A 12,392-nucleotide genomic window follows, 5' to 3' on the forward strand; every position below is an offset into this window, starting at 1 on the left:
CGATGCAAATCTAACGAATCTCGCGCGCGACGCTTTGCAGCATCTTGAACGCCTTGAAACGCGCCGCGTGCAATTCGGCCAAAGCGCCCGCGCGCGGCGCATAGGTCCGGCTGATGCTCGACATCGCGTCCATCGCCGAACGCACGTCGTCGAACCGCGCGCCCGCCACCGCGCCGAGGATCGCGGCGCCGAGCAGCACCGGCTCGTCGGCCGCGGTCGCGAGGACCGGCTTGCCTGCCGCATCCGCGAGCAACTGGCGCACGAGATCGGAACGCCCCGCGCCCCCGCTGATCACGACGCATTCGATCGGCGCGCCCGCGATGTCCTGCGTTTCGATGATCTGCCGAAGCCCATAGCCGATGCTGCAAATGCCCGCAACGTAGAGCGCCACGAGGCTATCGAGATCGGTCTCCATGCCGAGGCCCGCGATGACCGCGCGCGCATGCGGATCGGCAAGCGGCGCGCGATTGCCAAGGAACTCGGGCACGATATGGAGCCCCTTCGCCAGCCACACGGCATCGGACGGATCGTTCGACGCCGCCGCGGCAAGGTCGGTCAGCAGCGCGGGCAGCGACAGGCCCGCCGCATCGGCGCGCGCCTGCGCTTCACGCGTCGCGGGATGCATCGAGATCAATCGATCGATCGCCGCGCCCGCGACGGATTGCCCGCCCTCGTTGAGCCATGCGTCGGGCACCATCGCCGAGAAATACGGCCCCCAGACGCCCGGCACGAATACCGGACGCTGCGTCGTCGTCATCGTGCACGACGACGTCCCGAACACGTAGGCGAGGCACGCTTCGGGTTGCTGCCCTCGCGCGCCGACGCTGCCGATGCCGCCCGCATGCGCGTCGATGACGCCCGTCGCGACAGGCGTGCCCGCACGCAAGCCGAGCTCCGCGGCCGCCGCTTCGGTCAATCCATGACCAAGCGGCGTGCCCGCATCGACGACACGCTGCCCGATCCGCGCGAACTGCTCGTCGGCCAGCACGCCGAGACCCACGGCCCGGAAATAACTGTCGTCCCAGCGCCGCTCATGCGCGAGATAGGTCCATTTGCACGTGACCGTGCAGGTCGAGCGCGCGAGATCGCCCGTCGCGCGCCACGTGAGGAAATCGGTCAGATCGAAGAACTGCCACGCGGCCGCGAACACCTGCGGCCGGTGTTCGAGCAGCCACAGCAGCTTCGGCGTTTCCATTTCGGGCGAGATCGTGCCGCCGACGTAGTCGAGCACGCCGTGGCCCGTCGCATTGATACGCTCGGCCTGCTCGACCGCGCGATGGTCCATCCAGACGATGATGTCGCGCTCCGCGTCCTCCGACGGCCCGACCGGCAACGACGTGCCGCCTTCGCCGAGCACGACCAGCGAACACGTCGCATCGAATCCGATGCCCGCGACTTGATCGGGACTCGCGCCGGCCTGCGCGAGTGCGTGCCTGACGCAGTGACAGATCGCGTTCCAGATCTCGCGGCTCGATTGCTCGACAATCGACCCGGCCGCGCGAAACAGTCCGATGTCGTGCTTGGCCGAGGCCAGCATCCGGCCTTCGAGATCGAAGACGCCGGCCCGCGCGCTGCCTGTGCCGACATCGACGCCGATCACATAACGAGGAAGTGCATTCGATTCGCGACTCGGATTTTGAGGGGTCATGGTGCCTGACGTCATGGAAAACCGATGATTCAATCGACGGCCATCGCGCGATGGCCGCCGCCGTCACGCGATCATAGATCAACGTTATTCGGAAGGATGACGAGATCGCGAATCGTCATGTTGCACGGTCAGGGTCGGGATCGGGATCGGGATCGGGATCGGGATCGGGATCGGCATGAAGAGTCGCGACAGATCGCGCGCGACGCACGGCATCGCGACGCGCGTTGCTTAGCCGCTATACGAGCCGCGCCGCGAGCCGAGTCTTCACGTCGACCCATTCGGTGTCGATGATGCTGAAGCGAATCGAGTTGCGCTTGCGCCCGTCGGGCATGATCCGCTCATTGCGAACCGTGCCTTCCTGCGTGGCGCCGAGGCGCAGAATCGCGGCACGCGACTTTTCGTTGAGTTCGTCGGTCTGGAACTGCACACGCACGCATTGCAGGTCCTCGAAGGCATACGTCAGCAGCAGAAACTTCGCTTCCGTGTTGATGCGCGTGCGCTGCGCCGATGCGGCGAGCCACGTGCTGCCGATCTCGAGCTTGCGGTTTACGCGATCGATTTTCCAGAACCGCGTGCTGCCGACGATGCGGCCCGTATCGCGCCGCACGATCACGAACGGCATCACCGTTCCCGCTTCGCGCCCCTTGAGCGCGGCCGCGATATAGCTGTCGACGGTCTCGGGCCCCGGCACGACCGTGACTTTGAGCTCCCAGAGCGCACCGTCCGCCGCGGCTTCGACAAGAGCCGCCGCGTGCGTCGTTTCAAGCGGACGGAGCTCGACGGCGGATCCCGTCAAAGTGGGTTGCGACGCGGGGCGCGCAGGCGTTGTGGCGAAATCGGTCGGCGTCATCGGGCAGCGAGAGGCAGGGTCGAATCGCCGATTGTAGTGCAGGCCTCGTGCGTGCTTGCGCGTCGGTCTATTCGCCTCGGCCCCTCGTATCGTTTCAGCGATTCGCGATACGTCGCGGTTCGCCTCGCATTCAACACCCGCGTCAGGCATGTCTTTATCTGTATATGCGTCTCATACAGTTCATGCGGGTCGACGCAGATCCGCGATCATGTCGATGAACGCACGGACCTTCGGGCTCGGCACGCGTCGTGCATCGTAGAGCGCCCAGACGTCGACAGGCGCGTCGACTTGCGTGCCCCATCGCACGAGCCGTCCGGCGGCGACATCGTCTTCGACGAGCAATCTCGGCAACAACGCGGCCCCGACGCCCTCGAAGACGGCCTCGCGGACCATCAGCAGCGAAGAAAGCCGAAGCACCGGAAGCGGACGCAGCACAAGGGCCGCTTGGGCATCGGTACGGATCGTCCAGGTCCGGGGCGTGGCCGCGGATGAGGCGACGACGACGGGGATACGCGACGCATTGAGGCCGTGCGGACGCGTCGCCGGACGCGCGGCCGAGGTCGGTGCGACGAGCCAGCGTTCGTCCTCGAACACGCGATGTCCGGCGAGACGGGTTTCGCGCGGCGGATCGATGAGGATCATGAGGTCGTAGCCCTCTTCGACGGGATCGAGCAGACGATCCTCGGCGATGAGTTCGAGATCGACCTCGGGGTGGGTCAGCGTGAAGCGCGCCGCGAGGCGCGAGAGCACGAGATGCACAAGGGCGACGGGCGCGCTGATCCGCAGGCGTCCGTGGACGGCCGGCGCACGTAGGGCGACGACTTTGCCGGCTTCCTGCAGCTCGGCGAGCAGTCCTCGCGTGCGTTCGTGCAGCGCCATGCCCTCTTCGGTCAGGCGCATGCGCCGCGACCCGCGTTCGATCAGTCTCACACCCAGTTCCTCCTCGAGTTCGGCGACGCGCCGTGTCAGCGTCGCTCTGGGCCGGTCGAGCGCGCGGCTCGCCGGGCCGAAACCGCCGTATATCGCGACCGCGTTGAAATCGGCGAGCGCCGCTAGGTCCATGAACGTTCCGTCAGGTCGATGGGACGTGCCATATTTCACAAGTAACGATGACGTCGAACGCATGATTGAATGGATCGACGCCGCGACGAGACGTCGGTGCGCGCCGCGCATTCCGTACGATATCCGGCAAAATGGCGCTTTGCCGACGCATGGCGTTTATCGCATGCCGATTGGCGGCAAGGGCATATCGATGATCGATGTGCGCGGCATCGACGACGCGCGCGCCGGCGATAAAACGCCGGATTGAATGTTGGATTGAACGCTGCACGGGCCCGACGGGCCGGAGACGGTCGACGATGTTTCGTTCTATTCGTTATGCGTTTGCGGTGGCGGTCAATGTCGCGATGCCGGCGGCCGCCTATCGTCTTGCGTTCGGCCATTACGGGCTCGAAGGCGCGCTCGTGGCGTCGGCGATACCGCTCGTCGTCTGGATGGGCATCGATATCGTGCGATTCGGGCATTTCGACGCATTGAGCGCACTCGCGCTCGCGGCAATCGCGCTTTCGCTGCTCATCGTCGTTTCGGTGCCGGAACACTGGATCGTCGCGGTTCAGGACCCGCTCGTCAGCGGCTTGATCGGCGTGCTGTTTTTGCTCTCGCTCGGCTTGCGGCGTCCGATCGTCTTCTATCTCGCGCGGTCGACGATGGCGCGCGAAAAACAGGGCAAGGAATACGAATTCGACGAGATGTGGCGCACGCGTCCCGATGTCGTGCGTTCGATCCGGCTCATGACGGTGGTCTGGGGCGTCGGATTTATCGGCGAAAACGTCGTGCGCTTGTGGATCACGTACGGCGCGACCCGCGACAGCGCCGATCGCATCTCGATGTGTGTCCGATACGGCACCTATCTGGCCCTGACTGCATGGACCGTCTATTACCGGCGCGTGATGATCCGGCGCAGAGAGACGTCTGGGGTCGCGCAGGCGTGATCGAAGGGCCGGCGAAATGTGCTGTGCGCGGATGCTTGTGGGGCGCGGCGGCACGGCTCGAAGGCGTGCTAGACGACGTGCACTCGATCAGGTTTGCGATCCGTGGCGCGCGATCCTTTCTTCGATACGACTCAACAATGCTTGCACGAGGCCGGCGGCAAAACGCTGGTTGGCAATCCGGTCGTCATCGTCCATTGCACCCACAAATCTCGCATACGCGACCGAACCCGCTTTTTCATGACCCTCGCCGTGTTCGTCGTCGCCAAACCGACGACGCAGCGCCGCAAGACCTGCGTCGATCGCGGCGCGATGAGCATTCGATCGTTCGCGCTGCGCGAATTGCTCGGCAACCTCGTCGAGGGTGCCGGCATACCGCAGCACGTGAATCAGATCGCCGGCGTCCTTGTTTTCCATGCGGTCATCGAGCGCCAGTGCTTTCAGGATCACGAACGCCGGCACATCGGCAAATCGAACGATCTCGGTGGCGATACCCCTGCCGTCCAGCAGTCTGCCGGTGATCTCGCGCTCCCTATACCACTCGTGCACCACACCTGCGAATTTCACGGGTAGCGCAGAGATGCCCTCCCCATCGACATTGACCAGCTTACCGGGTGTTGCGTCTCCAGCGTCTCGCAGGAATTCAACAAGCACATGCGTGGTGTCACTGACCTTGCGCCGCCACTGCCAGGAGGAACGCGCACCGGTGCGGGTGATGTGGCGCTCAAAACCGCGCGCCGTAAGCTGCTCGGCCAACACCGTGTAGCCGTCACCGCTAGCGATGAGTGCAATGTTGAGCACGACATCGACGTCCGAAGTACCGGCATGCGCAGGGACGTCTGGGGGCATCTCGGGTGTCAAATAGCGCGGTACGAGGCCGCCGACGAGTCGCAGCGTATCCTTGAGACTGCCGAGCGCGCAGAGAAGCGTGAGCAGCGTGCTTTCGCACGCGGCAGTCACGTCCGGGTGATAACCGGCGGCCGTGCTGGGTTTGACTCCTGTCATCTTCTATAACTCCAATTTCTCTAGAAGGTGCTGAGCCAACTCCTTGTTTCGTCCTCGTCCGTCGAGCAGGTCGAGATACAGCACGAAGGGACTCGCGAAACACGCCCCGTATGCTGACCGCGGCTGGCGAAACAACAGACTTGCTCCATCGCGTTCAACGAGAGTGACGTTCCCGCCTTTGTCCGCAGGTCTCAGACCGATCGCGTGAGCCAGCGTCTCGGCAGATCCGGGCGGAACAATCATCGCCGCGCTGTCCACGCCCGTGAGGAGCGGCGCATACGCGTTAGCAGCCGCCGCACCGGTGAAGGCCCAATCGAGCGGTAGGTTCGCTTTCTCAATTTGGTCCGTCAAGCGGGCGAGGAGCTGGTCGCCATGCTCGACAAAAGCGTACCAACGGGAACGGTGGTGTGTACGACGCGTCCAGTGCTCGGCCCACGCGTCAAGGAGCGCGCGTGGCGCCGAAAGGCGTCGCAAGCGCAATCGGCCCGCTCCGGTCGATGACTCGCACCATTCGCGCCGCTCGAGTTCCTGTAACACGACGGAGCACGTGTAGGGCGACGTCCCGGTGATGTCCGCGAGATGTGCGGCAGTAATCCATTCGTTCCGGTGAATCAGAAGCGCGTGGATGACCCTTTCGCGCGAATCCGTGAACAGCGATAGCGCTTCAGTCTTTATCGAGGGCAGATTCGGTCGTTCGATATTGATCAGCCAGTCGCGCCAACGCAGAAAAAGGTTGCCATTGCGTTCGAAGTAGCCGATCCCGTGGCGGCGAAGCAGTGCTTTGGCCCCGGGGCTGAGGGACTCAGCTGCGACGAACAGCATCAGATCCTCGGGTCGTTCGGAAACCCGCTTGTACTCGTCGAGCTTCCACACGGCCCGTTGAACATCACGCGGATATGCAAAGCGGATCACTTCCACGGCCACCTCGACAGGCATGTCTCCGGCGGCGAGTTCCACAACGACATCAACGAGCGAGTGCTTTGCGGACGAATTGGCAACATGTCGAGTCGTAAGGTGCCCCGCCGTTGCGTCGCGCAAAGCGGAATCGAGGGCGGCGGCCATCTCGCGTTCATACGCCTGACGGGTCATCTTGGGGCGAGGCATATCAGCGTCTCGGGAACAATTCGACGAAATCGGTCACGCTGGCTGCGGGGCAGGAATGCCACTCCGATCTAGTTTTAGCTATTTTAGCCAAATTAGCTGCACAGCAAATTAACCAAATTTAGCAAAGCGCGCTTGGCCGGCGTTTCGCTGAGACAGTGTGAAGACCTTCAGTCGAGGGACAACGGACCGGCGACCGAGATCGCCTCTCTTTCAGGTCACCCGCTCATTACGACGCGCACGGAACAGCGGCTGCCGCGCAGGCGAGCCGCTCACGAGCCGACAACCGCGAGACGCGAACTCAATCGTCCGCCATCAGCCGCACGGTCTCGATCGCGCGATACACGAGCGCCTGCGCATCTTCGAATGCCGGGCTCGCGCGGACCAGCCCGTTGAGCCGGTTATCGATCAGCAGCGTCGCGAGGCCATGCACGTAGGCCCACGCCGATGTCACCGCGACCGCGTGTTCGGGTGTGAGCGGCAGGAAGGGCGTGCCCTGTCTGTTGTCGTCGCGCGCGGCATCGACATCGCCCGACAGCACGCGCCCCGCACGCGCGCGCGCCGCCATCAGCGAGGGGCGCGCGGAATCGAGCAATTCGCCGCGCGACATCAGCCGGAACAGATCCGGATTCTCGATCGCGAATTCGACGTACGCGTGCGCGACGGCCTTGCGCCGCGCTCGGCCAGGCGCCGCTTCACGGCCGCTCGCCTCCATACGGTCGGCAAGCCGCTCGAACGCCCGCGCGACAAGTTCGCTGAGCACACCGGCCATATCGCCAAAATGATGCTGCGGCGCCGTGTGCGACACCCCGGCTTCGCGCGCAATCGAGCGCAGCGTGAGCCCGCGCAGCCCATCGCGCGCGAGCACCGTCTCGGCCGCGGCCAACAACGCTGCCGGTAGCGCGCCATGGTGATAGGCGCGTGTCCGGCCCGCACTGTCTCCGAGTTGCGGCGCCGGGGGCACGTCGATGCCGGCCGCGGCGCGAGCGGCGGAGCGCGGACCGCCAACACCGGCGGCGCGCCCGGGTGCAGCGGCCTCCGAGGCATGGGCCGCACCATTCGCATCGTCTTCGGGCGCGGCAACGGCGACGCGCTCAGCTTTGGGTTGTGTCATGTCTTGCACGCCATGTTTCCATCGTAAAAATATGTTGACGGGTTTCGCCTGTTTGGTCAAAATCTTTCCACCGGAAACATAGACGATCCGATCTCATCGGATCTCCGACGCGCGCCCGCCTCCGCGATTGCGCGCCAACCCGACGCAACACAACGAGGCAGGCCATGAATTCGAACGTATTGATCTCCGGCGCGGGTGTCACAGGTCTCGCACTCGCCTATTGGCTCGATCGCGCGGGCTTCGCGGTCACGATCGTCGAACGCTCGGCCGAGCTTCGCAGGGGCGGACAAGCCGTCGACATTCGCGGCGTCGCGCTCGATGTCGTCGACGCCATGGGCCTGCTCGACGCCGCACGGGCGCTGCGCACGCAACTCAAGGGCATGTCGATGCTCGATGCCGACGGCCACGAAACGCAGCGGACCGAGGAACGCACATTCAGCGCGGGACGACTCGACAGCGACGACATCGAAATCTTCCGCGACGATCTCTGCGAATTGCTGATCGGCGCGCTCGGCTCGCGCGTCGAATTCATCTATGACGACAGCGTGCGTGCGATCGACGACGATCGCGACGGCGTATCGGTCACGTTCTCAAGCGGCACATGCCGCCGGTTCGATCTGCTCGTCGGTGCCGACGGTGTCTATTCGAACGTGCGCAAGCTCTGCTTCGACAACGAATCGTCAGACGTCGCTTCGCTCGGCATGGTCCTCGCGCTGTTCTCGACGCCGAACTTCATCGAACTCATCGACTGGCAACTCGGACACCGGGTCGGCGGCATCGGCTACGTGATCTATCCGAGCCATGACCAGCGCGAACTCCGGATCGGTGTCGGCTTCGCCGCGCCCGAGCCGCCGCCCGCGCGCAACGACGTCGATGCGCAGAAGCGCGCCGTCGCGGCCGCGTGCGCGCATTTGCGCGGCGACTTTCCACGCTTCATCGAGACGATGTACACCACCGACGCGTTCTACTACAACGAGCTTGCGCAGATTCGCATGCCGTCCTGGTCGAAAAGTCGAGTCGTGCTCGCCGGGGATGCCGCGCATTGCGCGTCGCCGTTCTCCGGACAGGGCACGAGCCTCGGTCTCGTCGGCGCGTTCGTGCTCGCGAGTGAACTCGCGCGTCATCGCGATTGCGCGGCCGACGCGTTCGCGGCCTATGAACACCGGATGCGGCCCTACGTGAACCTCAATCAAGGACTCGTCGATCCGACGCGCCAAGGCCCGATTCCCGACGCACTCATGACGGCGGCCAAGAACGGCATCGACCTCAACGATCTGCTCGAAGCCGTGCAGTGAGCGCATGACGGTCGCACCGTCAAACCGGAAACCGCTCGATCGTCTCGCGTACCGCGCTCAGCACGGTATGCAGTTCGGTCATCGCCACCGAGCTCAAACCGAGTCGCAACGCATGAGGCGCGTGGCGCGTCGTCGCATAGGCCTCGGCCTTCGACACCGCGATACCTTTATGTGCGAGCGCCGTGGCGATCCGGTCCATCCTGAGCCCTTCCGGCAACGTCAGCCAACAAAACATCGAGGCCGGATGCGCAACGATATCCATGCCGGCCAATATCTCGCGAGCCAATTTCTGCCTGCGGCGCGCATCCCGGCGCAGCCATGTCTCCTGTCGCGCAGCCGTACCGTCAGCCATCCAACGCGTCGCGATTGCGGTCACGACACTCGGCAGGCTCCAGTAGCTCGCGCGTATCGTTTGCTTGATGCGATTCGCATGCGCGTCCGCGACGGCCATATAGCCAAAACGGAGCCCGCTCGCGAGACTCTTCGAGAGACTCGACACGTAAACCGTGCGTTCGGGTGCAAGCGTCGCGAGCGCGGGCGGCGCATCGGCTGCGAGGTACGCGTAAGCCGCGTCTTCGATGATCGCGCAATCGTGCCGGCGCGCGATCTCGACGACGCGCGCGCGCTGTGCAGGGGTCCACACCCATCCGAGCGGGTTCTGCAGGGTCGGCATCGTATAGATCGCGCGAATCGCGTGCCGCTTGCACAGGGCGTCGAGCGCGTCGAGATCGAGGCCTTCGGCGCGAGCCGGCACGGGTACGAGTTTGAGCCGCTGCGCCTGCGCCAGCATCTTGAAGCCCGGATACGTGAGCGCATCGACCGCGACCGCATCGTGAGGCTCGAGTAGCGCACGCGCCGCGATATCGAGCCCTTGTTGGGCACCGTTGACGAGAAACACATGCTCCGCGTCGATATCGATCGCGCGATGCCGCGCCAGGAACGTCGCGACGATCGCGCGCTCGTGCAACCGCCCGCCCGGCGGCTGCTGATGCATCAACGCCGCGAGATCGCCCGAGGCCGCAAGATCGCGCAGGGTCGTCCTCAAGAGATCGGCCTGTCCGGGCCACGTCGGATGATTGAACGACAGATCGGCGGTCGAGGCGCTCAAACGCGCTTCGTCGCCACCGTCCCAATCGCGGCGCGGCGCGGCATCGCGGACGTACGTGCCGCGCCCGGTCTCGCCGACGACCAGCCCCTTCGACTTGAGCGCCGCGTAGATCTTCGTCGCCGATGCGATCGCAATGCGATGCCGGGCCGCGAGCTTGCGATGCGTCGGCAACCGCGTCCCCGGCGCGAGCGTGCCGTCGCGAATCGCGGATTCGAGATCGGCGGCCACCTCGTCGACATGCGTTGCAGCCATACGAAGTGTCTCCAGGACAATTATTGGATCGTCCTAGTCTACGGGATTACAGTGATCCCGACCGACCGCCCATAGGATCCGATATGAACGATGCCCTGCCCCGCCCGATACCCGTGCTCGATTATTTGCAGCGTCAGATCGAAGGCACGCTCACGGCCGACACCGTCACGCACATGCGGTATCCGACGGCGATTTCAAAGCTTCTGGGCCTGCGCGTCGTCGACATCGGCATCGCCATGGCCGTGCTCGAAATCGATGCGGACATCGCCTTGCACGGCAACCAGCAGGGGACGATCCATGGCGGTCTATTGTGCGAACTCGCCGACGCGGCGATCGGCACCGCGCATTCGACGGTCGTGGCGCCCGAGCAGAGTTTCACGAGCATCGACCTCAAGGCGGCGTTCGTGCGCCCCGTTTGGAACGCGCGCCTACGTGCGCATGCATGGGCCGAACATCGCGGCCGCACGATCAGCCACTATCGCTGCGAAATTCGTCGCGACGACGACACGCTCGTCGCGACGGTTAGCAGCGCGGTGATGACGCTAAGCGGCGAACAAGCACGAGGACGGTAGAGATCGCGATCGCAACGTGCGCGCGCACGTCGTGCATGCCGATCGCGGCTCCAACGGAACATCTACTTCCCGCTGCGGCACTCGCGTACGCCCGGCATCGCTTCGAGGCGCGCGCGGATCGCGAGGAATTCGTTGCTCGTCGCGCGCGAGAACGCGATCTGGACTTCGTCGGTTTCGGGATCGTCCTCGGCCTGCTGAACGATGAACTGCTTGACGCGCACGCTGCCCGTGCCCAACGCGCTATGGACCGTCTCGAACGACACGCTGCCGCGCTCGACGATCAATTGGACGCTGTGCTGTTGCTTGACCGTGATGAAGCGCCGTTCGAGCGGCTTCACGCCCGCAAGAATGATCACGATGATGATGGTCGCCCCGATCGCGGCCGTGTACATTCCGCCGCCTACCGCGAGGCCGATCCCCGCGACGGACCACAGACTCGCGGCCGTCGTGAGCCCGCGCACGATCTCGCCGCGCAGCAGGATCGATCCCGCGCCGAGGAAACCGATGCCGGACACGACCTGCGCCGCAATCCGAGACGGATCGAGCACGACGTCCTTTTGTCCGAGCACATCCGCAAACCCGAACGCCGATACGAGCATGATCAGCGCCGACCCCACGCACACCAGCATGTGCGTTCTGAGGCCCGCCGCCCAATTCAGCCGTTCGCGTTCGAAACCGATCACGCTGCCCAGCAAGGCGGCAATAATCAGCCGCGATATCAGTTCGACACTACCGATCATGAATCCGGAGTCCTCCTTCGATATGCCGATATGTCGACACGTGGATATGTCAGGCCAACACGTACAGATCACCCCCTCGACGCGCGGCCCCGTTCAACGCGCTCGAACGGACGCGCGCGGATTTCTCCACACCTCATGCCGGATCGCGAGATTGATGATCTCCTTGGTCGGAATGCTGGTCTCGAGCCCCGTCACGCGTGATGGCTCGAACCATTCGCACTGCAGGATTTCATTGCTCGGCGACGGCGCGATTTCGTGCGGAAAATCCGCGTAAAACACGTGATGCCGCTTGTCGCGGCCGCCGAACGCGAATAAATACACCAATTCCTGCCATACGACGGTCGTCTCTTCGCGAAGTTCGCGCCTCGCCGCTTCGAACGGCGTCTCCTCGCGTTTGATCGTCCCTCCGGGCAAAGCCCAGCGCACGCGTTCCTCGCGGGCGACCAGCAGAATCTCGCCAGCGCGTCGGCACACAATCGTTGCCCTATCTTTCATTCATCCCCTGCCTGCGCTCGATTTCCGAATGTGACAGAGGCGGATTATCGCCCAACACAATCCTTGCGCGGGCCGCAGCACGTCTCATGCCCGATCCGGAGCATTTCAATTGCCTTTCGATGCTTCTTGAGCATGCCCTTGCGCCTAAGAAGTCTTTTTCGCAACGACGCGCTCCGCCTAGACTCGTTTCCAAGGCCACCGGCGCGGCGCGATCCAGACCGCTT

At 64.4% G+C, this 12,392-nt stretch carries 13 protein-coding genes; 4 read left to right on the forward strand and 9 right to left on the reverse strand.

Annotated features, from left to right (window positions below):
• Window positions 1-10 precede the first annotated feature (10 nt).
• The 3 genes from D7S86_RS24750 to D7S86_RS24760 all read right to left on the reverse strand — a co-directional run bounded on the left by D7S86_RS24750 (window position 11) and on the right by D7S86_RS24760 (window position 3,560).
• Window positions 11-1,648, reverse strand: a complete 1,638-nt coding sequence (locus D7S86_RS24750) for an FGGY-family carbohydrate kinase (protein WP_121090458.1) — start codon at window positions 1,646-1,648, stop codon at window positions 11-13.
• Between the two features lie 235 nt (window positions 1,649-1,883).
• A complete protein-coding gene (locus D7S86_RS24755) occupies window positions 1,884-2,498 on the reverse strand; it encodes a GNAT family N-acetyltransferase (RefSeq protein ID WP_121090461.1) in 615 nt (204 codons plus the stop codon).
• Between the two features lie 180 nt (window positions 2,499-2,678).
• Window positions 2,679-3,560, reverse strand: coding sequence for a LysR family transcriptional regulator (locus D7S86_RS24760; protein WP_121090463.1), 882 nt, complete (start codon window positions 3,558-3,560; stop codon window positions 2,679-2,681).
• On the opposite strand from D7S86_RS24760, the gene D7S86_RS24765 reads away from it, so the two are divergent.
• The gene (locus tag D7S86_RS24765) at window positions 3,532-3,807 is read left to right on the forward strand and encodes a hypothetical protein (RefSeq protein WP_147432465.1); all 276 of its coding nucleotides are present in this window, start codon (window positions 3,532-3,534) and stop codon (window positions 3,805-3,807) included. The genes D7S86_RS24760 and D7S86_RS24765 overlap by 29 nt on opposite strands.
• A gap of 49 nt (window positions 3,808-3,856) precedes the next feature.
• The gene (locus D7S86_RS24770) at window positions 3,857-4,489 is read left to right on the forward strand and encodes a VC0807 family protein (protein WP_121090467.1); all 633 of its coding nucleotides are present in this window, start codon (window positions 3,857-3,859) and stop codon (window positions 4,487-4,489) included.
• Between the two features lie 87 nt (window positions 4,490-4,576).
• Here D7S86_RS24770 and D7S86_RS24775 read toward each other — a convergent pair whose 3' ends face one another.
• The 3 genes from D7S86_RS24775 to D7S86_RS24785 form a co-directional block, all read right to left on the reverse strand.
• The gene (locus tag D7S86_RS24775) at window positions 4,577-5,491 is read right to left on the reverse strand and encodes a hypothetical protein (RefSeq protein WP_121090469.1); all 915 of its coding nucleotides are present in this window, start codon (window positions 5,489-5,491) and stop codon (window positions 4,577-4,579) included.
• Window positions 5,492-5,494: 3 nt separating this feature from the next.
• A complete protein-coding gene (locus tag D7S86_RS24780) occupies window positions 5,495-6,595 on the reverse strand; it encodes a type IV toxin-antitoxin system AbiEi family antitoxin (protein WP_121090471.1) in 1,101 nt (366 codons plus the stop codon).
• A 298-nt stretch (window positions 6,596-6,893) separates the two neighbouring features.
• Window positions 6,894-7,706, reverse strand: a complete 813-nt coding sequence (locus D7S86_RS24785) for a TetR/AcrR family transcriptional regulator (protein WP_121090473.1) — start codon at window positions 7,704-7,706, stop codon at window positions 6,894-6,896.
• Window positions 7,707-7,870: 164 nt separating this feature from the next.
• Here D7S86_RS24785 and D7S86_RS24790 point away from each other — a divergent pair, with 164 nt between their 5' ends.
• The gene (locus tag D7S86_RS24790) at window positions 7,871-9,001 is read left to right on the forward strand and encodes an FAD-dependent monooxygenase (protein ID WP_121090475.1); all 1,131 of its coding nucleotides are present in this window, start codon (window positions 7,871-7,873) and stop codon (window positions 8,999-9,001) included.
• 19 nt (window positions 9,002-9,020) lie between these two features.
• Here D7S86_RS24790 and D7S86_RS24795 read toward each other — a convergent pair whose 3' ends face one another.
• Window positions 9,021-10,361: an aminotransferase-like domain-containing protein gene (locus tag D7S86_RS24795; RefSeq protein ID WP_121090477.1), complete on the reverse strand. Its 1,341-nt coding sequence runs from the start codon at window positions 10,359-10,361 to the stop codon at window positions 9,021-9,023.
• An 83-nt stretch (window positions 10,362-10,444) separates the two neighbouring features.
• Here D7S86_RS24795 and D7S86_RS24800 point away from each other — a divergent pair, with 83 nt between their 5' ends.
• The gene (locus D7S86_RS24800) at window positions 10,445-10,933 is read left to right on the forward strand and encodes a PaaI family thioesterase (protein WP_121090479.1); all 489 of its coding nucleotides are present in this window, start codon (window positions 10,445-10,447) and stop codon (window positions 10,931-10,933) included.
• A gap of 62 nt (window positions 10,934-10,995) precedes the next feature.
• Here D7S86_RS24800 and D7S86_RS24805 read toward each other — a convergent pair whose 3' ends face one another.
• Entirely contained in the window at window positions 10,996-11,673 is a 678-nt protein-coding gene (locus D7S86_RS24805) for an MgtC/SapB family protein (protein ID WP_121090481.1), read from the reverse strand.
• Between the two features lie 93 nt (window positions 11,674-11,766).
• Window positions 11,767-12,168, reverse strand: coding sequence for an NUDIX hydrolase (locus D7S86_RS24810; RefSeq protein ID WP_121090483.1), 402 nt, complete (start codon window positions 12,166-12,168; stop codon window positions 11,767-11,769).
• Between the last annotated feature and the right edge of the window lie 224 nt (window positions 12,169-12,392).

The organism is Pararobbsia silviterrae (assembly GCF_003628125.1).
Taxonomy (GTDB): Bacteria; Pseudomonadota; Gammaproteobacteria; order Burkholderiales; family Burkholderiaceae; genus Pararobbsia; species Pararobbsia silviterrae.

What these genes read in the sequence shown, in the direction of transcription:
- D7S86_RS24790 (WP_121090475.1), top strand. Translation starts at nt 7,871, where the DNA reads ATGAATTCGAACGTATTGATCTCCGGCGCGGGTGTCACAGGTCTCGCA.
- D7S86_RS24810 (WP_121090483.1), bottom strand. Translation starts at nt 12,168, where the DNA reads ATGAAAGATAGGGCAACGATTGTGTGCCGACGCGCTGGCGAGATTCTG.
- D7S86_RS24755 (WP_121090461.1), bottom strand. Translation starts at nt 2,498, where the DNA reads ATGACGCCGACCGATTTCGCCACAACGCCTGCGCGCCCCGCGTCGCAA.
- D7S86_RS24750 (WP_121090458.1), bottom strand. Translation starts at nt 1,648, where the DNA reads ATGACCCCTCAAAATCCGAGTCGCGAATCGAATGCACTTCCTCGTTAT.
- D7S86_RS24805 (WP_121090481.1), bottom strand. Translation starts at nt 11,673, where the DNA reads ATGATCGGTAGTGTCGAACTGATATCGCGGCTGATTATTGCCGCCTTG.
- D7S86_RS24780 (WP_121090471.1), bottom strand. Translation starts at nt 6,595, where the DNA reads ATGCCTCGCCCCAAGATGACCCGTCAGGCGTATGAACGCGAGATGGCC.
- D7S86_RS24760 (WP_121090463.1), bottom strand. Translation starts at nt 3,560, where the DNA reads ATGGACCTAGCGGCGCTCGCCGATTTCAACGCGGTCGCGATATACGGC.
- D7S86_RS24800 (WP_121090479.1), top strand. Translation starts at nt 10,445, where the DNA reads ATGAACGATGCCCTGCCCCGCCCGATACCCGTGCTCGATTATTTGCAG.
- D7S86_RS24795 (WP_121090477.1), bottom strand. Translation starts at nt 10,361, where the DNA reads ATGGCTGCAACGCATGTCGACGAGGTGGCCGCCGATCTCGAATCCGCG.
- D7S86_RS24775 (WP_121090469.1), bottom strand. Translation starts at nt 5,491, where the DNA reads ATGACAGGAGTCAAACCCAGCACGGCCGCCGGTTATCACCCGGACGTG.
- D7S86_RS24785 (WP_121090473.1), bottom strand. Translation starts at nt 7,706, where the DNA reads ATGACACAACCCAAAGCTGAGCGCGTCGCCGTTGCCGCGCCCGAAGAC.
- D7S86_RS24770 (WP_121090467.1), top strand. Translation starts at nt 3,857, where the DNA reads ATGTTTCGTTCTATTCGTTATGCGTTTGCGGTGGCGGTCAATGTCGCG.